A 22,921-nucleotide genomic window follows, 5' to 3' on the forward strand; every position below is an offset into this window, starting at 1 on the left:
GTCGTTACATAGAACATTATAGGAGGAATTGAGATGACGCAACATAACACACCAAAACCAGATGATCGTAGTGATAATGTAGAAAAGCTACAGGAGATGGTTCATAACACAATTGAAAATATCGAAAGAGCAGAAGAATCTATGGCATTTACCGATTCAGAGGAACTTAAACAAAAGATTCAAGATAAAAATCATCGTCGTGAGGAATCCATTGAGGCGATGCGAAGTGAAATAAAAGATGAAGCACAATACCGTGAGAATAAATAATTATGACTTAAAAGACCTGCACACATGCAGGTCTTTTTATTTCTGATAAGGTAGGAAATCTTCCTATTTAAGGACCATGATGAAATAAATATCTCACTACGTTTTTTAAAAATGCTGTGTTACTATTGAATCATATTGTTGGAAAGATTTGTAGAAGGAGTTAAAAGACAATGTTTGTTTCAAAAAAAGAAATCGAAGTCAGATATGCTGAAACTGATCAAATGGGTGTTGTTTATCATGCAAATTACTTAGTTTGGATGGAGGTTGGCCGTACTAACCTAATAAAAGATCTTGGCTTTAGATATGACATGATGGAGAAGGACGGGATTATTTCTCCGGTTATTGATTTAGAGATATCATATAAAAAACCACTTCATTACGGTGAAAATGCAACAGTCGATACGTGGATTGATTACTATGATGGCTTAAGAGTAACATATGGTTATGAAATTTATACACCCAACAACGAGATAGCTGTTGTAGCAAAAAGTAAGCATGTATGTGTAAAAAAAGAAAGCTTTCGTCCTATATCAATAAAAAAGCATTATCCCGATTGGCATAAAGCCTATGAAGAGGCAAAAAGGCAGGACAATAATTAGTGGCATTTGGTGTGTCTAAGCGAGAACTTAATGAATGGAAAAGAACCGTTTTACAAGGTGATATAGCTTTTTTAACTCATTATTGGTACGATTCAAGATTCCCTCATCTCCGAACAGTAACAAAGGTTGGGTGTAGCGATATCCAATTGCTTGTAACATGGGGATTGAAGTATGAATTGAAAAAAGAGTGGATTCATCATTATAGACAGTTGCCCCATTTTGATCTAATGGGAGAAAAACAATTGAAAATACTGCAGGCAGAAGGTTTAATTGAACACATAAAGCGATTTAAATTAGAAGGAGAATAAGGGGGGATGGAAATGAACTATGATAACACTTTGTTAGAAGTGCTAGGAATGAATGTGGTGGAAGTAAGCAAAGAAAAGGTCGTTGTAACAATGCCTGTTAATGAAAAAACACGACAGCCTTATGGTCTTTTACATGGTGGCGCATCTGTTGCGTTAGCTGAAACTGTTGCTAGTATAGGGGCAAACTATGCGGTAGCAGAATCTAATGAAGTTTGTGTAGGGCTCGAAATAAACGCAAACCACATTAAAGCCAAAAAGGATGGCATTGTGACTGGTGTGGGGACATTGTTACATAGAGGTAAAACAACACAAGTTTGGAATATCCGTATTGAAGATGAACAGCAGCAGTTAATTTGTATTTCCCGCTGTACGATGGCGGTACTAAAAAAAGATGATTCGTAATAGACAGCGGGAGTAATTGTGACAGTCCAATGAAAGATATGACATTAATTAAGCAAGTGTCTTCAGAGAGTCTCACTGAAGGCACTTGTTTACTGTTAGCTTATTGAATATTGACTTTAGGCTCGTTAGACTTATCGTCCATCGTTATGTTCATATCCTTTTCATCAAAATACCACACATCAGCTTCTTCAATATAAAAAGTAATACCATCCATTGTTGTTTCTACTGCTGGCTGTTGCGGAGGTTCAGTTGAAATTCCTAGTGAGAATCCTTCTTGTATCGTACTAGAGCCACCGTAACGGACAAAAAATTTCACATATCCAGTTGTAAGAGATAATTCCTCTTTGTACCATTGTACAGCTTCGTTTGTAATTGAGATTTTCATTACAATGCCTCCTTAAATCGCTCATAAATATTATAACTAAACTGACGCTATAATTTAAGTAAGAGTGCTCAGTATTATGTAATTCACATTACGATAACACGTGTTTTACTATATCTCTTAGTGTGTCAAAAGTAAATCTAAGCAGAATGACAAAGGAATTCTTACAAAATAAAATAAAGCAACTGGCACTCTATAAAGAAGTGTAATTATAAACTTTAAACGAGCTACTGTAAAAGGTATGGTATTGAAAAAGATCCTATTTATTAGGATCTCATCACAAATGTTATAAATATGTGAATTAACCAAATAATAGAAGAAAAGGGGGGATATATATTGTAATATGTAGTTGATAAAAAATTTTTATTATTCTAGAAGGAGGTTGAATACATGAAAAGCTGGAAAATTGGTTCTTTAACAGCAGGGGTTGTTTTACTCGGAATTGGCGGATTGTGGCTGCTTGGTAATCTTCTTAACTTTTCTGTTTTTCCGATCTTGAAATTTATGTGGCCTGTGGTTATTATCTTGTTTGGAATTGAAATTTTGTTATATCAATATTTCCATAAAGAATCGAGTATGCGGTTTGACGGATTTAGCATTTTTATTATTATAGCTGTTATAGCTCTATTTAGTAGCTCTTTTAACATGTTACCGAGTTTTATGGCTAATAGTATTACACAGCAAACTTTTACATATGACATTAATGAAGAGTACGAAATTAATAGTTCCATTGAGACTATTGTAGTAGATATGACTAATGCTGATATTTCTATTCATGGTCAAACGGACATATCCTTTCAAGCAGTGGGTTCACTAGAAATAGGCGGAAATGATCAAAAAGCTGCTGATAAGATTTTTAAAGATGTTGTTAAATTTCGTACAGAGGGAGACACTGCATTCTTCGAAATTATTAAACCGAAACACCTAACATACCAACGCTTTAAAGCCGAAATTGACATTGCTCTTCCAGCGGATAGACTTGTCGATTTAAGGCTTGTTAACGGTGATATAGAGGCTGCTAATTTACATGATGGCCTTTTAGTTCATAGCGTAAATTCGGATATTGAACTTAATAAAATCGAAAATGATGTAGATGTTGTTGTAATAAATGGAAGTATTGATGGCAAAGGTATAATTGGGTCCGTTACAGCAAAAACAACAAACGGTGAGATTGATTTATCCCAAGTAGAAGGTCATATTCAGGCAAGTATAGTAAATGGAGAAGTGGATTTAGCGGACGTGAATATAACTGATGACAGTAGGATAAGTACTGTAAATGGTGATATTTCTCTTACCCTTAATAATAAAGAAAATTTCAAAATAATTGCCGATACAAGTAATGGAGAAGTAGAAGGCAATGTAACATGGGAACGAAGTGGCGATAAAGATGATTTTGGTTATAAAAAACATGGGACGTTAAATCTTGGTAATAATGAATTTATATTAAATCTTAAAGCTGGAAACGGTAAGGTTATAGTAAATAAATAGGTAAGCGATTATCGCTTACCTATTTTCCATCTATAGACTGAAACATATGATGCATAATTTCATCGTAATTAGGATAGTGAACATCATTAGAACTAGTAAGTGGCTCAATATAAAATTTAGTATTATTAAAAGTATGATTGTAAGTAGGAGTAAATCTTGGTTTTGCAATCGTAACAGTAGATTGTCTATTACTATGTATTGTTTTTACAATATCGATTTCAACAATACCTCCAATATCCTTATAGTCTCTCATTTGGCCAGAAATAAAGTTACCAAGTGAGTATACGACTAGACCTTGTGAATTATCATCACGTTCGATCCATTCCATTGGTTGGAGTACGTGCGGATGGTGACCTATAATTATGTCAGCGCCTGACATGATGATACTTTTTGCAAGCTGTTGTTGATTTGTATTAGGAAGACGCATATATTCATTTCCCCAATGCATACTCACTACAACTATGTCAGCTAAATCTCTTAATTTTTGAATATCAGATGTGATTAATTCACTATCAATTAAATTTACAGCGTATGGGTGTTCTTTTGGGATAATTAAACCGTTTGTACCATAAGTATAAGCTAAGAATCCCACACGTATGCCATTTCGAACGAGAATGCGTGGTGTATTAGCATCCTCCTGGCTATCATATGATCCTACATATTTCATGCCTATACTATTATAAAAATCAATAGCATTTTTTATGGCATCAAAGCCTCTGTCTAATGTGTGGTTATTGGCCATTGAGACAATATCTACACCAACATCTTGAAGCGTTGATGCGATTTCATAAGGACTATTGAAGCGTGGGTATGTCGAGACACCTATTTCACTGCCACCAATAATCGATTCTTGATTAGCGAATGTTAAATCTGCATTTGTAAGAATATCTTTTACCCCTGTAAACATAGGCATAAAATCATATGTACCGTTTGTTTTAGCAGCGTTGTAAACGGTGCTATGTATCAAAATATCCCCAACAGCAGCCAAAGTTAAAGACTGACTGTATGATTTCTCCTGATCTGCCATAACAGTTTTCACGGGGTGAGTATGAGCGAATATTGGAACTGAGTTGCTGCCTTGTGTTTCCTCAAAAAAGAATAAGTAAATGACAGTTGACCAAACAGCTGTCATCACTACAACTAACAAAAATATCTGTGCTTTTGGCTTCATGTTTTCATCTTTCCATTCTATAGAAATAGTAATCTAACAATATACATCAATAGTATCATATTTCCAATTACTTAAAATGGGAAAGTTTTAAAAAGAAAAACGTTTTAGTTATCCTAAAACGTTTTTCAAAATAATAAATATGTATGAATCATTGGCTACGGTTATGTATCCCTTAAATGTAGTAAAGGGTAGTTTTGCGTTCATTTAATGCACTAGTTTTTTGTGCTTTGTTTTTAAACTACGAAGTATCAATATATTTTAGCAATTGTTACTTTTACTGTTTTACATCCATTTTATTTTTGGCTCAGTTTTGTTTAGTATACGACGAATATTCGCACGATGACGATAAATAACGAAGGTAGTCAAAATACCTACAGCTATTATTAAAGTAACATCTGATGTGAAAAGGCTATACGCGAATGTAAATAATCCCGTAAGCATCGAAGATAATGATACGTACTTTGTTAAATATAAAACTAAGAAAAAACATGCAACCATCGCCAAAAACATGACTGGCGCATAAAAGAGCAATACTCCACCAGATGTAGCGACAGCTTTTCCGCCTTTAAATTTTGCGAATAATGGATACATATGACCTACTACAGCAAATACACCGATCAGTAATGGGTTTACATCAGGTGCTTGGAAGATTAAAGGTAAAGCAGCAGCTAGTGTACCCTTTAGAATATCGAGTGCTGTGACAATGAATCCAGCCCTTTTGCCAAGAACTCGAAATGTATTTGTACCACCCAAATTACCACTACCATGATTTCGAATATCTACTTTATATCCCCACTTACCAACTATCAGTGCGAAAGGAATGGAACCAATTATGTACGCTATAATAGCTAAAATGATATACCACATGAATACGTAATCTCCTTTTTTGTTACATGATGCATTTCTCAAGTTAAGAGTTATTTCTTTTTAGTATACCCTTAACAATATCCCCATGAAAAGTTGAAGTTCTGTTTATTTTACCATTTAATGCTTTGGCATATCTATGTTTTTATAGTTTTGCATAAAAAAAACCTATAGACAAATATAAACAATTTACTAATTTCTCTTTCCTTTTGTAGTATCTTTTCGTACTATGTCGATAGGAGGGGGATTTTGATGTCTAGAGTCGAAACTTTCAAAAAGAAACAACCTATTGTTTCCATCATACTTGCGGTTGTTTTTACTTTAATTTTAATATCTACAAGTATTACATTTTATCTATATCCTTGGCCCTCAAATGAGCAGGTCGCATATACGGACAAACAGAATCCAATTTTGTTTCAGCAAACACTTTTAGATAATGAAGCGAGTATTATTGATGATGTTTTGTACTTACCATTTGAATTTGTTAAGCAGTACATTGATGAAAGTATAAGTTATGATGAGTCATCACAATCTATTATTATTACGACTAGTCAAAAAGTTATTCAAATGCCAACAAATCAACTAGAATACTTTATTAATGATGAACCGCTCTCGTTAGAATTTCCTGTTCTTTTAGACGACACGAATAATCTTTTAATACCTATAAAAACGATAGAGATGTTATATCCATTTAAAATTAGTTTGCTAGACTCAGGGATTGTGTATATTCAGCAAGAAGGCGACATTATATTGCCAGCTTTTGTAAAATCGGAGCAAAGAGAGCATGATTTAAAGCTTCGTCAGCAGCCAGATATAGCAGCCCCATATGTGGCTACTATAATGAGTGATGAAATGGTATATATCGAAGGAGAGGATCAGGCGTATTATTTAGTTCGAAAAGAGGATGGTGTAGCAGGTTATGTGCAAAAACAAGTTGTTACGTTACAAAAACCTATTGAACTAGATTTAGCTTTTGAACAAGAGCCAAAATTCAATCCTCCAATATCATGGCCGATCAATCTAACGTGGGAGCCAGTATATTCTAGAACACCTGATCCTAGTACATTACCGCTATTACCAGGTGTAAATGTAGTATCTCCAACATGGTTTGAACTAAAGAACGGTGAAGGTGATGTCTCAAATTTAGCAACAAAGGAATATATGGAATGGGCTAAAAATAGGGGGTATCATGTTTGGGCCTTATTTAGTAATGATTTTTCCCCGGAGAAAACACATGAGGCTTTCTCTACCTTTGAAACAAGAGAAAAAATTATTAAACAGCTTTTAGCTTACAGTGAAATGTATGGTGTTGATGGTATTAATATTGATATTGAGAATGTGAACTTAGAGGACGGCCCTCTTGTTACACAATTTGTTAAAGAAGCTGCGCCTTATTTTCATCAAGCTGGCTTAATTGTTAGTATGGATGTAACATTTATATCAGAAAGTGCACGATGGTCTAAGTTTTATGAAAGAGAAAAACTAGCAGAAGTAGTCGATTATATGATGGTTATGGCCTATGATGAACACTGGGGTTCGTCACCAAAAGCAGGAAGTGTGGCAAGCTTACCATGGGTTGAACGAAACTTACAGAGATTACTAGATGTTGTTCCAGCTGAACAGGTAGTCTTAGGCATTCCTTTATATACTCGCTTATGGATTGAGCAAGAAACGGACGAAGGAAACATTGAAGTGTCTTCTAAAGCGTTAACGATGGATACCGTTGATAAATGGATAGCAGATAGACAGCTTGAACCTATTTTCGATGAAGCATCTGGCCAAAATTTTGTAGAATATAGAGATGAGGCTAATAAAACAACGTATAAAATATGGCTTGAAGACAGTGTTTCTTTAACAAAGCGAGTGCAGCTTATGCACAAATATGGCCTTGCTGGTGTTGCAACTTGGGCACGGACGTTTGCAAATGAAAATGCTTGGTTATCAATTGAAGAGTCAATTAAGCATATTAAACCAGCAAATGAATTGGAATAAGCACTATCGTTTTGCACGTTTTTTTCAATATGGTATGATTTTATTAAGGACTATCCAAAATACAGGATAGTCTTTTTTAACTTATAGAAAGTATATAATTCTGAATCTAGACGAGTGTCTAGCCACAGACGCCAACGGTTCGGGAGAAAAACAAACCCAGTTTTTCCTTGGTCGCAAGCCGATTGCCTTACACTTTTCTTAACTAGAGTTTTATACTTTAACAACCAAACGGTTAAGTTGCTATCGCAAAAGAGAGATTGAATAGGAGTCGGTACAATGATTGTTTTTGAAAATGTGTCAAAGGAGTATGATAACGGATTAGAGGTTTTGAAAAACATTAACCTGGAGGTGAAGAAGGGAGAACTACTAACATTGATAGGTCCAAGTGGATGTGGTAAAACTACGACTATGAAAATGATTAATAGGCTGCTTGAACCTACTAGTGGTGTTATAAGAATTAATAACGAAGATGTTGCTAACATTGATCCTGTTGAATTGCGAAGAAACATAGGGTATGTTATTCAACAAATCGGTTTGCTTCCCCATATGACAATAGCAGAAAACATTGCTTTAGTTCCTAAACTGAAAAAGTGGAGTAAACAATCCTATACTAAAAGAGTAGATGAGTTACTAGATTTAGTAGGGCTTGATCCATATACATATCGTGATAGATATCCATTAGAGCTAAGCGGAGGGCAGCAACAGCGCATCGGCGTTGTTCGGGCATTAGCTGCAGAGCCTGACATTGTTTTAATGGACGAGCCTTTTAGTGCACTGGATCCTATTTCACGGGAGCAGCTACAAGATGAATTAGTTCATATTCAAAAAACAATCCAAAAGACCATTGTTTTTGTAACGCATGATATGGATGAAGCTATCAAGATAGCCAATAGAATTGCGATTATGAAGGAAGGGGAAATTATTCAAATTGATTCAGCAAATAATATGCTACAACAGCCGAAGAACGATTTTGTACGATCATTTATAGGTGAGTCTCGATTAACAACGCTTCCTTCGTCAGCTAGTGACCTCTTATCTACTACGTTTGCCGCACTGAATGTAAACGATGGCGTTTCAGAAGCTATTGATTCAATGAAAGCTATCGGAATGAAAAGCTTGCCTGTAGTAAGCCATGCTAAACAATATTGTGGCATTGTTCATTTACATGATGTGGAACAACATATTCATACGCCAGCAGTGAAAATTTCAGAGTTATTACATACTGATTATCAAACAATATCACAGGAAGACACAATTGAAACTACAGTAAGAGTGTTTCTAAATAATCGTCAAAACCTTCTACCAGTATTAGAACACGATAAACTTATTGGCTTTATAACACAAACCAGTTTGATTAGCCGCCTTGCCAACTTACATGATGATAGAAATGTTGAAGAAAAAAAGGTAGGTGGACTCAATGAATGAAACAAATGTCTTTCTTATACTTGTCGAAACCTTTAACAAAAGGTGGGACGCTATTGTAACAGGATTACAGGAACATATTATTTTATCAATTACTGCTATGTTAATAGCTTTAATTATTAGCTTACCGCTAGGAATTTATATTTCAAGAAACAGAAGAATAGCGGAACCTATTATTGGTGTGACAGCTATTTTTCAAACAATTCCTAGTCTTGCCTTTTTTGGTTTCTTAATTCCGCTATTTGGTATTGGTAGTGTTACGGCTATAACTGCACTTACTTTGTATGCTTTACTACCGATTTTACGTAATGTATATACCGGTTTATCAGAGGTAGACCAATCTGCAATAGAAGCCGGAAAAGGAATGGGTATGACGAGATGGCAGATTTTAACGTTAATAGAAATGCCACTAGCCTTACCAGTTATTATGGCTGGTATACGTACAGCAACAGTGTTAACCATTGGCGTTGCAACATTAGCAACCTTTGTTGGAGCGGGAGGACTAGGCGATTTAATATATCGGGGATTAAGTACTATTAATAATTATTTAGTTCTCGCAGGAGCGATTCCTGCAGCGCTTTTAGCGTTATTATTTGATTTTATTTTACGTTACGTTGAAAAATCAGTAACACCAAAGGGATTAAGAAAATAGGGGGAATCTTAAATGAAAAAATTAACGGCACTCTTAGTATTTATTTTAATTTTAATAGTTAGTGGATGCGGTGGTGATAATGCAAAGCAAGAGGTTTTAACTGTATCAGGGAAAAAATGGACAGAACAATACATTCTACCGTACATAATAGCAGAATATGTTAAAGCAAACTCCGATTATACTGTTGAAGTAAAGGAAGGCCTTGGTGAAGTAGCAATCTTAACAGAGGCCTTAAAAGAAGGAGATATTGATTTATATGTAGAATATACAGGTACAGGACTATTAACAGTTTTAAAAGAACCACATGATCCATCGGCTAGTGCAGATGAAATTTTAGAACGAGTTAAAAAAGGGTATAAAGATGAATTTAATTTAGTTTGGACTGCCCCGTTAGGATTTGAAAATACATATGCATTGGCTTTTCGTGATGAATTAAAAGAAAATATAACAGCACGAACTTTTTCTGATGTTGCTCCTTTAACAAACGAACTAACTTTTGGAGCTCCTCCTGAGTTTTTTGAACGTGAAGATGGGTATGATGGACTAGTAGATACATATAACTTTGCCTTTAAAGATACAACTAGTTTGGATCCTAATATAATGTATCAGGCTGTTAAGGATGGTCAGGTAGATATAATCCCAGCATTTACGACAGATGGTCGTATTGCTAGATTTAATTTAGCTACTTTAAAGGATGATAAGCAATACTTTCCTCCTTACTATGCTGCACCTATAGTCCGTCAAGAAGCATTAGATACATTTCCAAAGCTTGAGGAATTATTGGATAATTTAGGTGATCAAATTACCGAATTAGAAATGGCAGAGATGAATGCAAAAGTAGATATTGATGGCTTAGATCCAGTCAATGTTGCTAAGCAATTTCTTCAAGATAAAGGTTTAATACAATAAAAGAGGTGGATAAAATGGACGTGCAAATTCCAAGTCGCCAAGAACTCGGTGTTATTTTAAAGAAAGCAAGGCGGATAGCAGTTGTTGGATTATCAGCGAATCCAGAAAAAACATCTTATATGGTTTCATCTGCCATGCAGGATGCAGGATATGAAATCATCCCAGTAAATCCAACTGTAGAATCTGTGTTAGGTGTTAAAGCGGTAAAGTCATTAGCAGACATAGAAGGACATGTTGATATCGTAAATGTATTTCGCCGTCCTGAGCATTTGCCTGAGGTTGCAAAACAATTTGATGAAATTGATGCTGATGTTTTTTGGGCGCAGCTTGGCATTGTGAATGAAGAAGCGTATCACTTTTTAAAAGAACGAGGATATACAGTTGTAATGGACCGCTGTATTAAAGTGGAACACGCTCTAACGAAAGATAAGTAATTCCGGTAAATTTGCATTATTTTATTTTATTTAACCCTCAAATTTCTAAGAAATTCGAGGGTTTTTATATTTTTTGTCAAATATAAGGTTTGCGAAATTACATTTTACATATACAATAAAGTTTAGATGCTTACATTGAAAGTAAAATTATATAGCAGTCAATGATAGGTTATACGCTAGATGTCGCTTTATTTAACTGTGAGGGAATAATTGACGATGCTGCTTTTGGACTCCAATACGGTAATCTCCGCTTATTTTTGTTTTAAGACACCAAAATTTTAAGGGCTTAAACGAATGTGTAGACCCAGGTATGAGCGCGCTATGTCTAGCTATAAGCTGTATAAGCTGTGGTTTAATGCCTTATATCAGTATGCTACCGAAGTATAGTAATAAATGCTCACAGCACACAGAGTGAGTACTCTCCGATTTTTCATTCTAGCTAAACCATGTAGATAGATAGTTTAAGTCATACTACTATCAAGGCAAAACATTTAAGGTTTTATCTCCGCCGTAGAGCGCACTGCGCGTATAAATACAAATGAACTAAAGTTAAATGATCTTGTCTTAGTATGAATGGCAAGAACAACATGAGCCTGTTAACTAAACAACTCACTATGTTATTAATGCCAGTTTGCAAGCTACGCTTTCTTTAGAAAGGGGAATTTTATTTTGTCAGGGAAAAGTTTTGAATACAACGATGATGCCATACAGGTACTCGAGGGTCTTGAAGCCGTTCGTAAGCGACCTGGTATGTATATAGGAAGTACTGATACAAGAGGGTTACATCACTTAGTATATGAAATAGTTGATAATGCTGTTGACGAAGCTCTTGCGGGTTACGGTGACCATATAATTGTTACAATACATAAGGATAACAGTATTAGTGTAGAGGACAAAGGTCGCGGAATGCCTACAGGGATGCATAAGCTAGGAAAGCCAACACCAGAGGTTATTTTAACAGTGTTACATGCTGGTGGAAAGTTTGGGCAAGGCGGATACAAAACAAGTGGGGGCTTACATGGGGTAGGTGCATCGGTTGTAAATGCATTATCTTCGTCACTAACGGTTCGAATCAAAAGAGATGGATTTATATATGAACAGCGATTCGCAGATGGTGGGAAGCCTGTCACGACATTAGAAAAAGTGGGTACGACTAATAAAACAGGAACAACGATTCATTTTAAACCAGATTCGTCTATATTCAGTGTACTAACGTACAATTATGAAACATTAAGTGAACGCCTTCGTGAGTCAGCGTTTTTATTGAAAGGGTTAAAAATTGAATTAGTTGATAAACGAAACGATGAGCGTGAGACCTTTCATTATGAAAATGGTATAGAAGCTTTTGTAGCTTATCTTAATGAAGAAAAAGATACGCTTCATCCTGTTGTAATGTTCGAGGGGACACAAGGGCAAATTGAAGTGGAAGTCGCTTTTCAATTTAATGATGGCTATGCCGAAAACATGTTGTCATTTGTCAATAATGTACGCACAAAAGATGGTGGTACACATGAGTCGGGCGCAAAAGCGGCTTTTACACGTGTATTCAACGAGTATGCAAGAAAAGTGAACATGCTAAAAGAAAAAGACCGTAATTTAGATGGTTCCGACATTCGTGAAGGTCTAACGGCGATTGTGTCAGTTAGAATACCAGAAGAGCTATTACAATTTGAAGGACAAACTAAAGGTAAATTAGGAACTAGCGAAGCTCGGTCGGCTGTTGACGCAATGTTAAGTGAGCGACTCGCATATCATTTACAAGAAAATACAGATGTTGGTACTTTATTAGTTAAAAAAGCAATAAAAGCATTTCAAGCTCGTGAAGCGGCAAGGAAAGCAAGAGAAGAAGCTAGAAGTGGAAAAAAACGAAAAAAATCAGAGGCTATTTTATCTGGAAAACTTACACCAGCGCAATCAAGAAACCCTGATAAAAATGAAATTTATCTAGTTGAGGGAGATTCAGCAGGTGGCTCAGCGAAACAAGGTCGTGATCGTCGTTTTCAAGCGGTGCTACCATTGCGAGGGAAGGTTATTAATACCGAAAAGGCTAAGCTCGCAGATATCTTTAAGAACGAGGAAATAAATACTATAATTCATGCTGTTGGCGCGGGTGTAGGAGCAGATTTTGAAATAAAAGATGTTAATTATGATAAAGTCATTATTATGACTGATGCCGATACGGATGGAGCACATATTCAAGTTTTGCTTTTAACATTTTTCTATCGTTATATGCGCCCGTTAATAGAGAACGGAAAAGTATATATTGCTTTACCACCACTATATAAAGTTAGTAAAGGAAGCGGAAAAAAAGAAGTTATTGAATATGCTTGGTCTGAAGCCGATTTAAAGGATGCTCTCAAAAAAATCGGTAAAGGCTATACAATACAACGTTATAAAGGTTTAGGGGAGATGAATGCTGATCAATTGTGGGAAACTACAATGAACCCTGAATCAAGAACTTTAATCCGCGTGTGTATCGATGATGCAGCACGGGCTGAGCGTCGTGTTACCACACTAATGGGGGACAAAGTAGAGCCCCGCCGCAAGTGGATAGAAACCCATGTATCATTCGGATTAGATGATGAAACTAATATTTTAGAAAATGAAAATATTATTGTGACAGAGGAGTTGTAGGTCTTGAGTATTAGCGAAAATCTACGTGACCTTCCTCTAGAGGAAGTACTCGGTGATAGGTTTGGTAGATATAGTAAATATATAATTCAGGAGCGGGCATTACCGGATGTACGTGATGGTTTGAAGCCTGTTCAGCGTCGTATTTTATATGCCATGTATGAAGAAGGAAACACACATGAAAAACCGTTTCGGAAATCTGCCAAAACAGTCGGTAACGTAATCGGTAACTTTCATCCACACGGTGATTCCTCTGTATATGATGCTATGGTTCGGATGAGCCAAGAATGGAAGTTACGGAAGTTACTAATTGAGATGCATGGAAATAATGGTAGTATTGATGGTGATCCGCCTGCTGCTATGCGTTATACGGAAGCAAGGCTATCACCTATAGCTCTTGAATTATTGCAGGATATTGATAAAAAGACTGTTGACTTTATTCCGAATTTTGATGATACGAGTGCAGAACCAACCGTATTACCTGCTTTGTTTCCGAATTTACTGGTTAACGGCTCAACAGGGATTTCAGCAGGGTATGCTACAGAAATTCCCCCTCATCATTTAGATGAGGTCATTGATGCTTGCATTATGCGAATTGATTCACCAGATTCTACTGTCGATGAGTTAATGACGGTGATTCATGGACCGGATTTCCCTACAGGTGGCATTATTCAAGGAAAAGATGGTATTAAAAAAGCTTACGAAACAGGTAAAGGAAAAATCATCATTCGAGGTAAGGCTGAAGTTGAGACGGTTCGTGGTGGTCGACAACAGATTGTTATTACGGAAATTCCGTTTGAAGTAAATAAAGCAAATCTCGTTAAAAAGATGGATGAATTCAGACTTGATAAAAAGTTGGAAGGCATTGCGGAAGTTCGAGATGAAACGGACCGAACGGGATTACGAATCGTTATTGAGTTGAAAAAAGAAGCCGATGCAGAAGGTGTTCTTAACTATTTATATAAAAACAGTGATTTACAAGTACCATATAACTTTAACATGGTTGCAATCCACAATCGTCGTCCCACACAAATGGGATTAGCACAAATACTTGATGCCTATATTGAACATCGTAAGCAAGTGGTCACGAATCGCTCAAAATATGAATTAGCTAAAGCCCAAGAACGTGAACATGTTGTAGAAGGTCTTATTAAGGCTTTATCTGTACTCGACGAAGTAATAGCCTTAATACGTGCATCGAAGGATAAGCGAGATGCAAAAGAAAACCTTAAAAGCACTTTTGCTTTCACTGAGATTCAAGCTGAAGCCATTGTATCTTTGCAGCTTTATCGCTTAACAAATACCGATGTAACAGCATTACAAGCAGAGGCAAAGGAGCTTGCAAATAAAATTGCTGAGTTAACTAGTATACTAGAAAATACTAAAAAACTCCTTCAAATCATTAAAACTGAATTAAAGAAAGTCAAAAAGGTCTATTCTGACCAACGTCGAACAGTTATTGAAGATGAGATTGAAGAAATAAAAATCAACTTAGAGGTTGTTGTTGCATCTGAAGACGTCATTGTTACTGTAACAAAGGACGGCTATATTAAACGTACAAGTCAACGTTCATACTCTGCGTCAAACGGACAAGACCTTGGTATAAAAGATGGGGATAGACTTTTAAAGCAATGTGACATCAACACAACAGATGTACTGTTGTTATTTACAAACAAAGGTAACTACTTATATTGCCCTGTTCATGAACTACCAGATGTCCGATGGAAGGATGTTGGGCAACACATTTCAACGCTTATACCTATAGAGCGTGATGACTCAATAATTGAAGTGATGCCAATTAAGAGCTTTGATGAGCCGAAGTTCGTAATGTTTATAACGAAGAATGGAATGATTAAGAAAACAGAGCTAAATCAATATAAAGCGCAACGTTATTCTAAGCCACTAGTCGCTATTAATGTAAAAGATGATGAAGTGGTTAATGTCTACATTTCTTCAGGGAATGATGATATCTTTATCGCGACACATTTAGGGTACGGATTGTTATTCAACGAATCCGAGGTAAATCCTACTGGCATTCGAACAGCTGGTGTAAAAGCAGTTAATTTGAAAGAACATGATTATATTGTGAATGGTATTGTATTCAAAGAGGGTCAAAAACCAGAAGTAGTACTAATTACTCACCGTGGTGCTGTCAAGAAAGTATCAATAAAAGATTTTGAAAAGTCAACGCGTGCAAAACGTGGGGTTGTTATGCTACGCGAGTTAAAACATAATCCACACCGCGTTAAACTTATTATCCTAGCAGATAAACAAACAATGGCTTATATTAAAACCGAAAATGGTTCAATTGAAACAGTGGACTCAAGCTCGATTAGAGTTAGTGACCGTTATAGTAATGGTTCATTTGTATTAGATGTTGATGAAGCTGGTATGATTGTTGATATATGGCATATTGAAAGTAATGAAGCAGAATAAATGCAAATGAAGGGACTTCTATTTGAAGTCCTTTCTATATATGGCTATAGGAGTTGACCAAATATGAAGTTTTCGTCAGAGGTAGTTCATTTTTCAAGTAAAACAAGTAAGAATGTTCGTAGTAAGGTTACCCCAATTTATCAAACATCGGCCTTTACCTTTTCTAACTTGCAACAGCTTGAGGATTTTTATAATGGAAGTAACGATTATTTATACTCTCGTGTAAGTAACCCAAATACAGATGAATTAGGTAAGGCTGTCGCCATACTAGAAGGTGCTGAGGATGGGGTTGCTACATCCAGTGGAATGTCAGCCATATTAGCAGCTATACTGTCTGTTGTATCACACGGTGACCACATTATAGCGGCTGATGATGTATATGGAGGAACATATCATTTATTAGCACATGAATTAGCACAAATGGGAATAGAAGCAACATTTGTCTCATTTAAACATACAGCCAACATTGTCGCGGCTATTAAACAGAATACTAAATTAATATATACAGAATCTATATCAAATCCTTTATTGCGTGTTGAAGACTTATATGAAATTGTGGCGGTTGCAAAGGAACATGAGCTAGTCACGATAATTGATAATACGTTTGCTACCCCATATCTGTTAAACCCTATAAAATCAGGATTTGATTTAGTTGTACATAGTGCAACTAAATATCTTGGGGGACATAGTGATATAACAGCTGGCGTTGTGGTAGGACCTAAATTGTTAATTGAAAAAGCTAAATCAAAGGTAGTAAACCTTGGAGCTAACCTAAGTCCCTTTGAAGCTTGGCTGACAAGTAGAGGTATTAAAACACTTGCTGTTCGTATGGAAAGACAAGTTGAAAACGCCGCAAGATTGGCAGAAGCCTTACAAACTCAATCAGATATTAAGCATGTGTATTATCCAAAACAAGCTTCTTCAAAGGGAAACGGTGCTATCGTAACTATAGAACTGAATGAAACTATTTGTGTGGATACATTTTTCATAAATCTAAATTGGGTTAAAATCGTACCGACTCTAGCTGGGGTAGAAACAACAGTTTCCTATCCAATTGCTACGTCACATCGTGCACTTCCTGAAGAGGCCGCTGCTGAATTAGGTATTACAAAAGGTGTTGTGCGAATATCTGTTGGAATTGAAGATGCGGAAGATATAATCGCTGTATTTAAAAATGCCATCATGACAGCAAAAATGTAATTGAAAAAAGAGCATTCCTGTGTCGGAATGCTCTAATAAAAAGGATGAATTTAAGGCATTAAGAATATAGCATCTAATCTTGGCATGCCTTTAGCTAATCCTACCGCAACAGCAGTATATGTTTTACCCGCTTGAAGTGGTACGCGAGGAATTGTTAGTACTACATTAGAAGTCCCAGCCACGCGTACTTCTAAATCAACTGTACCTGGAGCTAATTCTAGATAGTCTGTTGCTTTCTTAAATGGAACATTACTAAAAATAACTTTGCCTCCTTTTACTGCGATATCAACATTTGGTGCATCTGGTGATAAGTGAATAAAGCGAACCTTGGTTTTGTTTGGCGATACATAAATCTTATCTACAAATGCACTTAGTTCAATGTTATCCAATGTATTTATAGCGGCAACTGTATAGTACGTATTTCTCGTTACAGAGACTATTTCACGAAGCACTCTGTTTGTCGTGTCACCAGCTGGGAATACCTCGATCGTATACTGGCCAGGAGGAATCTGTAAGTAATCAGTGTACTCCTTAAATGCTAGCTCAGAAACAGCTTTCTCTCCATTTACGTAAATATCAACGGCCGGTGCATCAGGTGATGCATGTAGTACTCTAACAAATGAAAATTGACCTGCACTTGGTTGTGCACGATATGTTTGATTGTATAAATGCTGACTTTCAAGTGCGACTAATTGCTGTACGCACATTAAATGCTTATGATAATACATTGTGTGAAGTGACGGGTTACTGTACATATAATATTTTGCTAAGAGCTCATATTTAGCAGCTTGTAGCACTAACATAGTTTCATTTTGATGCAAAGAAATCCACTCCTGTCATAAAAATTCTCTATACTCTATGACAGGTGCCCTTATTTTGACACTTTTTTAAGGCTTTATTGAATTTCACACCTAATTAGATGTTAGTGGTGATTAAGAAAATTCCTACGGTGAAATATGGTTATAAAATTTAAAAAGGGTAGCTTACATAAGTTTGGAGTTGATAATATGGAACCTAGACATATGAGAAGACGTGAAACGAATCTTTACAAGTCCACTAAAAAACTTAGCCAGTCCATATTTAATGTATTTCTATCAGCCTTATTTCTTCTAGTAATTGGATTTGTTTTATTATGGATACTTTCATAATAAAAAGGAAACAAAAAAAAGACTGATTTGTCACAGTCTTTGCAAAAAGAAAGTATTGTTAATATTCGTCATTGGGTGCGCTTTCATGCTTAGGCATAAGGAATCCGATCGTAAGCAAAATGGCTGGGGGTAACAAATAATTTAATACTAACCAAACAGTCATGTATGCTTCCTCCCATTTACATTATTTACAACTTAATAACATTATAACGTGTTGTTCACAAATTTGCCACAATTAATTCACATAAAATTCACAACATAAAAAAAACAGTTGTTCTGTGGGGATAAAAAGCAGTAATGTTAGACAAAAAAGTCTCCTCGTTTGAGGAGACTTTTCTAAAATGGTAGAAGTATTAAATTAATAAGATGCTTTAATACAAAAGGAAAATGAACGCTTTCGCTATGCTATTAAATGCTTCCATAAGTTTTCACTTACTAAAGTATCACAGCCAGTTATAGTTATATTTAGTTGTTTTGTTAGATCCAATATGTAAGGTACAATATCGTCGCCTTTATCATCTTTTATCACCTTGATAATAGGGCGATGAGGGATACCAGGTAAAATCTTATGCACAATCCCTGTAATACCTGAACTCGTTTGCACGGTGAGACCAATAGGATATATGGCTATCGAAGATTTGAAAATGTTTACAATAAAAGGATTAATTTGATTCATTGCGGAGGCCATTAACACTTCTAGTGCCTCAGAAGGTAGCATGGCATCACGATAACTACGATGACTTGTGAGAGCATCATAAATATCAGCTACAGCTAGTACTTGTGCATATAAATGAATTTTATCGGCGCTTATTTTGTTTGGATAACCTGTCCCATCTAATTTTTCATGATGCTGATAGGCACATAGTACAACAGACTCAGGTAAGTCTTTCATCTTCGAGAGAATTTCATATGCAATAACTGGGTGTCGTTTAATTTCATTAAACTCTTCTTCCGTAAGCTTACCTGTTTTTTCAAGTAACGTCGCAGGTAAAATAAGCTTTCCTATATCATGAAGCATGGCACCTAATCCAATTTCGTAAAGTTCCTCGTTATCAAACTGCATGGCTTTACCAATAGCAATAGAGTAAAAAGTTACATTTAATGAGTGAAGAAACACTTCATGATTATGATATTGTAAAGTTAGAAATAAATCTGCTACATTATCATTGTTATTGAGAATATCTAGTATTCTCGAAAAAACGTATGTAAGTTCCTCGATAATTTCTAAATGTGTAATGGAACTAATATCGTGATTTCCATCAACAATTTTTTCCATTGACAGTCTCATCTTATCAAGAATTTTATATTTTTCCTCTTCTGGTATAGAAAAAGAAGGGTAAGAAGGGAGAGCATCTGAGGAATCGACGTAAAGAAAAGTTATCCCAGTTGCTTGTAGCTTTTCTACTAAAAGCGAGGACAGTACTGTACCGGCATTTAACAATAATAGTCCTTTACTATCATATATAGGTTTACTTACAGTCTTACCAACAAGCTCTGAGTTTATGGATACAAGCCTCACATTTATCACCTTTGATATTCTTGTTGTCGAATATTATCGCAATGTTAATGATAAAGGATATTCTTGTCGTCGTAAATACATTTTGGTAATATTTAATGAAATATTAATTATTTTACAGTATTAAGCAAAAAAAGTGGTTTTGAACTTACATAACTTACAATTAAAGGTGGATTACGAATGGAAAAATCATATACGTATCATGATTACATACCAGTTGACGTTCTATTATCTTGTAATGAAGCAGTTACTCATTCTGGGTCCATGCATGCTGATGACGTTTGTGCAGCTGCATTACTATCGCTATTACATCCCAAACTAATCTTCATTAGAAGTCGTGACAAAAAGCTTACAACTACACATAAACTCCATTTTGATGTGAATGGAGGTCGCCTTGATCATCACTTTCCAGGCGCTCCTGTTCGTGACAATGGGATACCGTATGCTGCATTTGGTTTAGTGTGGCGTGACTATGGTGATGAAATATTAAAGATTAGTGGATTTCTTGATTCGGCACGTCGTGCTATCGTGTATAACAAATTCGATGAACAAGTTGTTCAAGCTGTGGATGCTATTGATAATGGTTACGAAATAGAAAGTAACGTTGTCATATTTGGTCTCACGCAAATTGTACAAGGATTTAATAAAGAAGATAATGATACTGAACAGTTTATGCGTGCTGTAACCATGATTCAACAAATATTTAAGAACTTTTTACAGCAAGAACTTAAAAAAGAAAAGTCGTACACTTTTGTTAAAGAGGCTTTTCAGAAGCGAGACAATAGGCACGTAATAATACTAGACAAAGAAACGGATTGGCAAGAAACATTGAATGAAATTGACATAAATAAAGAGGTTCAATTTGTTATTTATCCAGACGCGGATCACGGGTATCGTATTCAGACCGTTCGTAAATCTATGAAACCTGGACAGTTTGAAGCTTTAAAAGATCTTCCTGTTGAGTGGGGTGGAAAAGAGGGGGAAGATCTAAATGCTTTAATTGGCATTAATGATGCTATCTTTTGTCATAAAGCACTATTCATTGCTGGTGCTAAATCTCTCGCATCAGTTAAAAAAATGGCAACGTTAGCTCTTAAGCCCATCAAAAATTGACTTTGCCCCTTCTTCCATGAGAATCTTTCTATAGAGGATAGGAAGTGGTTATGTTGAATTATTTTGCTTTATATAGGATCTCGACCATTGTAATAATGTCAATCAAGTTCTTTATACAAGTACTTATGTTTCAAAAAAAGCATAAAAATAACTTTAATCAACAAAAGTGGAATGAGCTTTTACAAAGGCAAGCGCGCGAGTATAAAGAGACAGCTTTAAAGATTGAAGGCCTTCTTATTAAACTTGGCCAATTTCTAAGCACTCGTGCTGATATTTTGCCAAAGGTTTTTCTTGAAGAATTGGCCGATTTAGTTGATAAAGTTCCCCCTGTTAAATGGGAACCGATAAAACAGGTTCTTGAAGATGAATGGGGAACTTCGTATGGTAATATTGTTTCAAAAATAAGTGAACAGCCTGTTGCATCGGCATCAATAGGTGTTGTGTATCATGGCTATTTACAAACAGGCGAATCCGTTGCCATTAAAGTGCAGCGACCCAAAATTGATAAAATTATAAAGGCAGATTTTCGTGCTTTACGGATTGTTATGTGGCTCGCAAATAAATTCACTAAATTTGGTAAATCAACTGATTTACGAAGGTTATTTTTGGAAATTAAATTGGTAATAAGTAATGAACTTGATTTTCGTAAAGAATTAAAAAATGGACAGTACTTCCAAAATCGCTATAATAATATACCTAATTTTAAGGTCCCATGCTTTTACGAAGATCACACTACAAAAAAAGTGTTAGTTATGGAATGGATGGACGGAGTTTCTATATTAGACACCTCTTTTTTAAGGGGAAATAATATAAATGGCGAGCGACTGGCTGAGACATTATTAACAGGTTTTTTAGAGCAGCTCTTACAGGAAGGTAAGTTTCATGCTGATCCTCATACAGGTAACATCCTTATTCAAGCGGATGGTACCATTGTTCTATTGGATTTTGGTATGGTAGGAGAAATAAAAAAGAAAGACGCTGCAGCTATCAGGCGGCTTGTTCAAGCCATCGTGTTGCAAAATTATCATGGAGCTATTGAAGCTCTAGAAGATCTGCGCTTTTTATTACCAAACGCAGATAAAGATAAATTAGCTAGCGTGTTAGAATTTTTTATTCAAACATTACTTGAGCAAGATTTTGTTAATATGGATGCTGATGTTGCAGAGCATATTTTTGAGAATGTGCAACAAGTTGTAAAAGAGCAACCTATTCAGCTTCCTAGTGAATTTGCTTTTTTTGGTCGCGCTGTTTCTACTTTAGTTGGTATATTATATTTACTACATCCAAACATAAATGTAATCGAAGTAGCAAAACCCTTAGTGCTTAATTGGATACAAGATCGTACTGCTGATACATCTAAAGGCTTTAAGGAGTATATACAATCCGGCGGACAGCAGTTAATTACTGCCTTTCAAAAGGCTTATAGATTGCTAGATGAGCCAGATAGACATCGCAAATGGCAAGAAATTCAATATGAAAGGCAACAGAGAGATTTACAATCTCAGTGGCGTGTGCATTACGTGTTTATATTTGGTGTCATTAGTTTAGTAACGGTGTTTGTCTCAATTTTTTTCGCACATCAATTATTACTTATTGTTTCTAGTTCAGTCTTTTTAATTTCTTTTGCTGCACTTGTTTTATTATTAGCCCGGAAATGAAAGGAGATTAGCTAAATGGATGAGCGTGTTCTTAAACATACAACTGAAAAGCTTGGTCAAGTGGAAGTAAAGCTTGAAGGATTAGAAGACGGTTACAGAGTTACAGTGAAAACAGATGAAGAGAGAATTCGTAAAGAGAGAAGAGTAGGAGGAGCATTCATTAATTTATTAAAACAGCTTGAAAAAGCTGGCTATAAAATCCCTTTTCCTTTTTCATGGATACTTAACTTTTGGAATCGTTATAGTAAAAGTTAAGAAAATGTCGAGCTCTGTACTCGACATTTTTTTTGCGATTTTTCAAGGCATTTAAAATATACTGTAGAAGACCA

21 protein-coding genes are annotated in these 22,921 nt (G+C 35.7%); 16 read left to right on the plus strand and 5 right to left on the minus strand.

Going from position 1 to position 22,921, the window contains the following annotated elements; translation table 11 throughout:
* The first annotated feature begins 33 nt into the window (after positions 1-33).
* The 4 genes from tlp to EJF36_RS09790 all read left to right on the plus strand — a co-directional run bounded on the left by tlp (position 34) and on the right by EJF36_RS09790 (position 1,576).
* Positions 34-267: a small acid-soluble spore protein Tlp gene (gene tlp / locus EJF36_RS09775; protein WP_125906143.1), complete on the plus strand. Its 234-nt coding sequence runs from the start codon at positions 34-36 to the stop codon at positions 265-267.
* A 170-nt stretch (positions 268-437) separates the two neighbouring features.
* Positions 438-866, plus strand: coding sequence for an acyl-CoA thioesterase (locus tag EJF36_RS09780; RefSeq protein WP_125906144.1), 429 nt, complete (start codon positions 438-440; stop codon positions 864-866).
* The gene (locus EJF36_RS09785; protein WP_125906145.1) at positions 866-1,174 is read left to right on the plus strand and encodes a hypothetical protein; all 309 of its coding nucleotides are present in this window, start codon (positions 866-868) and stop codon (positions 1,172-1,174) included. The genes EJF36_RS09780 and EJF36_RS09785 overlap by 1 nt, the downstream gene beginning before the upstream one ends.
* Positions 1,175-1,186: 12 nt before the next feature.
* Positions 1,187-1,576: a hotdog fold thioesterase gene (locus EJF36_RS09790; RefSeq protein WP_125906146.1), complete on the plus strand. Its 390-nt coding sequence runs from the start codon at positions 1,187-1,189 to the stop codon at positions 1,574-1,576.
* Positions 1,577-1,676: 100 nt separating this feature from the next.
* Here EJF36_RS09790 and EJF36_RS09795 read toward each other — a convergent pair whose 3' ends face one another.
* A complete protein-coding gene (locus EJF36_RS09795; protein ID WP_125906147.1) occupies positions 1,677-1,961 on the minus strand; it encodes a HesB/YadR/YfhF family protein in 285 nt (94 codons plus the stop codon).
* Between the two features lie 387 nt (positions 1,962-2,348).
* On the opposite strand from EJF36_RS09795, the gene EJF36_RS09800 reads away from it, so the two are divergent.
* The gene (locus EJF36_RS09800) at positions 2,349-3,446 is read left to right on the plus strand and encodes a DUF4097 family beta strand repeat-containing protein (protein ID WP_125906148.1); all 1,098 of its coding nucleotides are present in this window, start codon (positions 2,349-2,351) and stop codon (positions 3,444-3,446) included.
* 19 nt (positions 3,447-3,465) lie between these two features.
* Here the strand turns inward: EJF36_RS09800 and EJF36_RS09805 are convergent, their stop codons facing one another.
* Together EJF36_RS09805 and plsY are read right to left on the minus strand one after the other, a co-directional pair.
* Positions 3,466-4,617, minus strand: coding sequence for a CapA family protein (locus EJF36_RS09805; RefSeq protein WP_125906149.1), 1,152 nt, complete (start codon positions 4,615-4,617; stop codon positions 3,466-3,468).
* Between the two features lie 282 nt (positions 4,618-4,899).
* On the minus strand, positions 4,900-5,484 hold the full coding sequence (plsY, locus tag EJF36_RS09810) for a glycerol-3-phosphate 1-O-acyltransferase PlsY (protein WP_125906150.1): 585 nt from the start codon (positions 5,482-5,484) through the stop codon (positions 4,900-4,902).
* 249 nt (positions 5,485-5,733) lie between these two features.
* Between plsY and EJF36_RS09815 the strand changes: the two genes are divergently transcribed.
* From EJF36_RS09815 to EJF36_RS09850, 8 genes are all read left to right on the plus strand, one after another.
* Positions 5,734-7,473, plus strand: a complete 1,740-nt coding sequence (locus EJF36_RS09815; RefSeq protein ID WP_125906151.1) for a glycosyl hydrolase family 18 protein — start codon at positions 5,734-5,736, stop codon at positions 7,471-7,473.
* A gap of 276 nt (positions 7,474-7,749) precedes the next feature.
* Positions 7,750-8,898: a betaine/proline/choline family ABC transporter ATP-binding protein gene (locus EJF36_RS09820; RefSeq protein ID WP_125906152.1), complete on the plus strand. Its 1,149-nt coding sequence runs from the start codon at positions 7,750-7,752 to the stop codon at positions 8,896-8,898.
* A complete protein-coding gene (locus EJF36_RS09825) occupies positions 8,891-9,547 on the plus strand; it encodes an ABC transporter permease (protein ID WP_125906153.1) in 657 nt (218 codons plus the stop codon). The genes EJF36_RS09820 and EJF36_RS09825 overlap by 8 nt, the downstream gene beginning before the upstream one ends.
* Positions 9,548-9,559: 12 nt before the next feature.
* A complete protein-coding gene (locus EJF36_RS09830) occupies positions 9,560-10,456 on the plus strand; it encodes an ABC transporter substrate-binding protein (RefSeq protein WP_125906154.1) in 897 nt (298 codons plus the stop codon).
* A gap of 14 nt (positions 10,457-10,470) precedes the next feature.
* The gene (locus tag EJF36_RS09835; protein ID WP_125906155.1) at positions 10,471-10,890 is read left to right on the plus strand and encodes a CoA-binding protein; all 420 of its coding nucleotides are present in this window, start codon (positions 10,471-10,473) and stop codon (positions 10,888-10,890) included.
* Between the two features lie 669 nt (positions 10,891-11,559).
* On the plus strand, positions 11,560-13,524 hold the full coding sequence (gene parE / locus EJF36_RS09840; protein WP_125906156.1) for a DNA topoisomerase IV subunit B: 1,965 nt from the start codon (positions 11,560-11,562) through the stop codon (positions 13,522-13,524).
* Between the two features lie 3 nt (positions 13,525-13,527).
* The gene (gene parC, locus EJF36_RS09845) at positions 13,528-15,957 is read left to right on the plus strand and encodes a DNA topoisomerase IV subunit A (protein WP_125906157.1); all 2,430 of its coding nucleotides are present in this window, start codon (positions 13,528-13,530) and stop codon (positions 15,955-15,957) included.
* Positions 15,958-16,020: 63 nt separating this feature from the next.
* Positions 16,021-17,157: a trans-sulfuration enzyme family protein gene (locus EJF36_RS09850; protein WP_125906158.1), complete on the plus strand. Its 1,137-nt coding sequence runs from the start codon at positions 16,021-16,023 to the stop codon at positions 17,155-17,157.
* A gap of 50 nt (positions 17,158-17,207) precedes the next feature.
* Here EJF36_RS09850 and EJF36_RS09855 read toward each other — a convergent pair whose 3' ends face one another.
* Both EJF36_RS09855 and EJF36_RS09860 read right to left on the minus strand, forming a co-directional pair.
* Complete coding sequence (locus tag EJF36_RS09855) at positions 17,208-17,978, minus strand: DUF4397 domain-containing protein (RefSeq protein WP_260471864.1); 771 nt, start codon at positions 17,976-17,978, stop codon at positions 17,208-17,210.
* 727 nt (positions 17,979-18,705) lie between these two features.
* Positions 18,706-19,824 carry an HD-GYP domain-containing protein gene (locus tag EJF36_RS09860; protein WP_125906159.1) on the minus strand — a complete coding sequence of 373 codons (1,119 nt, stop codon included), beginning with the start codon at positions 19,822-19,824 and terminating at the stop codon, positions 18,706-18,708.
* A gap of 177 nt (positions 19,825-20,001) precedes the next feature.
* Here EJF36_RS09860 and EJF36_RS09865 point away from each other — a divergent pair, with 177 nt between their 5' ends.
* From EJF36_RS09865 to EJF36_RS09875, 3 genes are read left to right on the plus strand one after another with little or no spacing between them, the layout of a single operon-like run.
* Positions 20,002-20,934, plus strand: a complete 933-nt coding sequence (locus EJF36_RS09865; RefSeq protein ID WP_125906160.1) for an MYG1 family protein — start codon at positions 20,002-20,004, stop codon at positions 20,932-20,934.
* A 50-nt stretch (positions 20,935-20,984) separates the two neighbouring features.
* Complete coding sequence (locus EJF36_RS09870; protein WP_125906161.1) at positions 20,985-22,592, plus strand: ABC1 kinase family protein; 1,608 nt, start codon at positions 20,985-20,987, stop codon at positions 22,590-22,592.
* Positions 22,593-22,607: 15 nt separating this feature from the next.
* Positions 22,608-22,847: a hypothetical protein gene (locus EJF36_RS09875; protein WP_125906162.1), complete on the plus strand. Its 240-nt coding sequence runs from the start codon at positions 22,608-22,610 to the stop codon at positions 22,845-22,847.
* Positions 22,848-22,921 lie beyond the last annotated feature (74 nt).

The organism is Bacillus sp. HMF5848 (assembly GCF_003944835.1).
GTDB lineage: Bacteria > Bacillota > Bacilli > Bacillales > HMF5848 > HMF5848.

Excerpts from the sequence above, each read along its gene's own strand:
- tlp (WP_125906143.1), top strand. The coding sequence starts at position 34 with ATGACGCAACATAACACACCAAAACCAGATGATCGTAGTGATAATGTA.
- EJF36_RS09780 (WP_125906144.1), top strand. The coding sequence starts at position 438 with ATGTTTGTTTCAAAAAAAGAAATCGAAGTCAGATATGCTGAAACTGAT.
- EJF36_RS09790 (WP_125906146.1), top strand. The coding sequence starts at position 1,187 with ATGAACTATGATAACACTTTGTTAGAAGTGCTAGGAATGAATGTGGTG.
- EJF36_RS09795 (WP_125906147.1), bottom strand. The coding sequence starts at position 1,961 with ATGAAAATCTCAATTACAAACGAAGCTGTACAATGGTACAAAGAGGAA.
- EJF36_RS09800 (WP_125906148.1), top strand. The coding sequence starts at position 2,349 with ATGAAAAGCTGGAAAATTGGTTCTTTAACAGCAGGGGTTGTTTTACTC.
- EJF36_RS09805 (WP_125906149.1), bottom strand. The coding sequence starts at position 4,617 with ATGAAGCCAAAAGCACAGATATTTTTGTTAGTTGTAGTGATGACAGCT.
- plsY (WP_125906150.1), bottom strand. The coding sequence starts at position 5,484 with ATGTGGTATATCATTTTAGCTATTATAGCGTACATAATTGGTTCCATT.
- EJF36_RS09815 (WP_125906151.1), top strand. The coding sequence starts at position 5,734 with ATGTCTAGAGTCGAAACTTTCAAAAAGAAACAACCTATTGTTTCCATC.
- EJF36_RS09820 (WP_125906152.1), top strand. The coding sequence starts at position 7,750 with ATGATTGTTTTTGAAAATGTGTCAAAGGAGTATGATAACGGATTAGAG.
- EJF36_RS09825 (WP_125906153.1), top strand. The coding sequence starts at position 8,891 with ATGAATGAAACAAATGTCTTTCTTATACTTGTCGAAACCTTTAACAAA.
- EJF36_RS09830 (WP_125906154.1), top strand. The coding sequence starts at position 9,560 with ATGAAAAAATTAACGGCACTCTTAGTATTTATTTTAATTTTAATAGTT.
- EJF36_RS09835 (WP_125906155.1), top strand. The coding sequence starts at position 10,471 with ATGGACGTGCAAATTCCAAGTCGCCAAGAACTCGGTGTTATTTTAAAG.
- EJF36_RS09850 (WP_125906158.1), top strand. The coding sequence starts at position 16,021 with ATGAAGTTTTCGTCAGAGGTAGTTCATTTTTCAAGTAAAACAAGTAAG.
- EJF36_RS09865 (WP_125906160.1), top strand. The coding sequence starts at position 20,002 with ATGGAAAAATCATATACGTATCATGATTACATACCAGTTGACGTTCTA.
- EJF36_RS09870 (WP_125906161.1), top strand. The coding sequence starts at position 20,985 with ATGTTGAATTATTTTGCTTTATATAGGATCTCGACCATTGTAATAATG.
- EJF36_RS09875 (WP_125906162.1), top strand. The coding sequence starts at position 22,608 with ATGGATGAGCGTGTTCTTAAACATACAACTGAAAAGCTTGGTCAAGTG.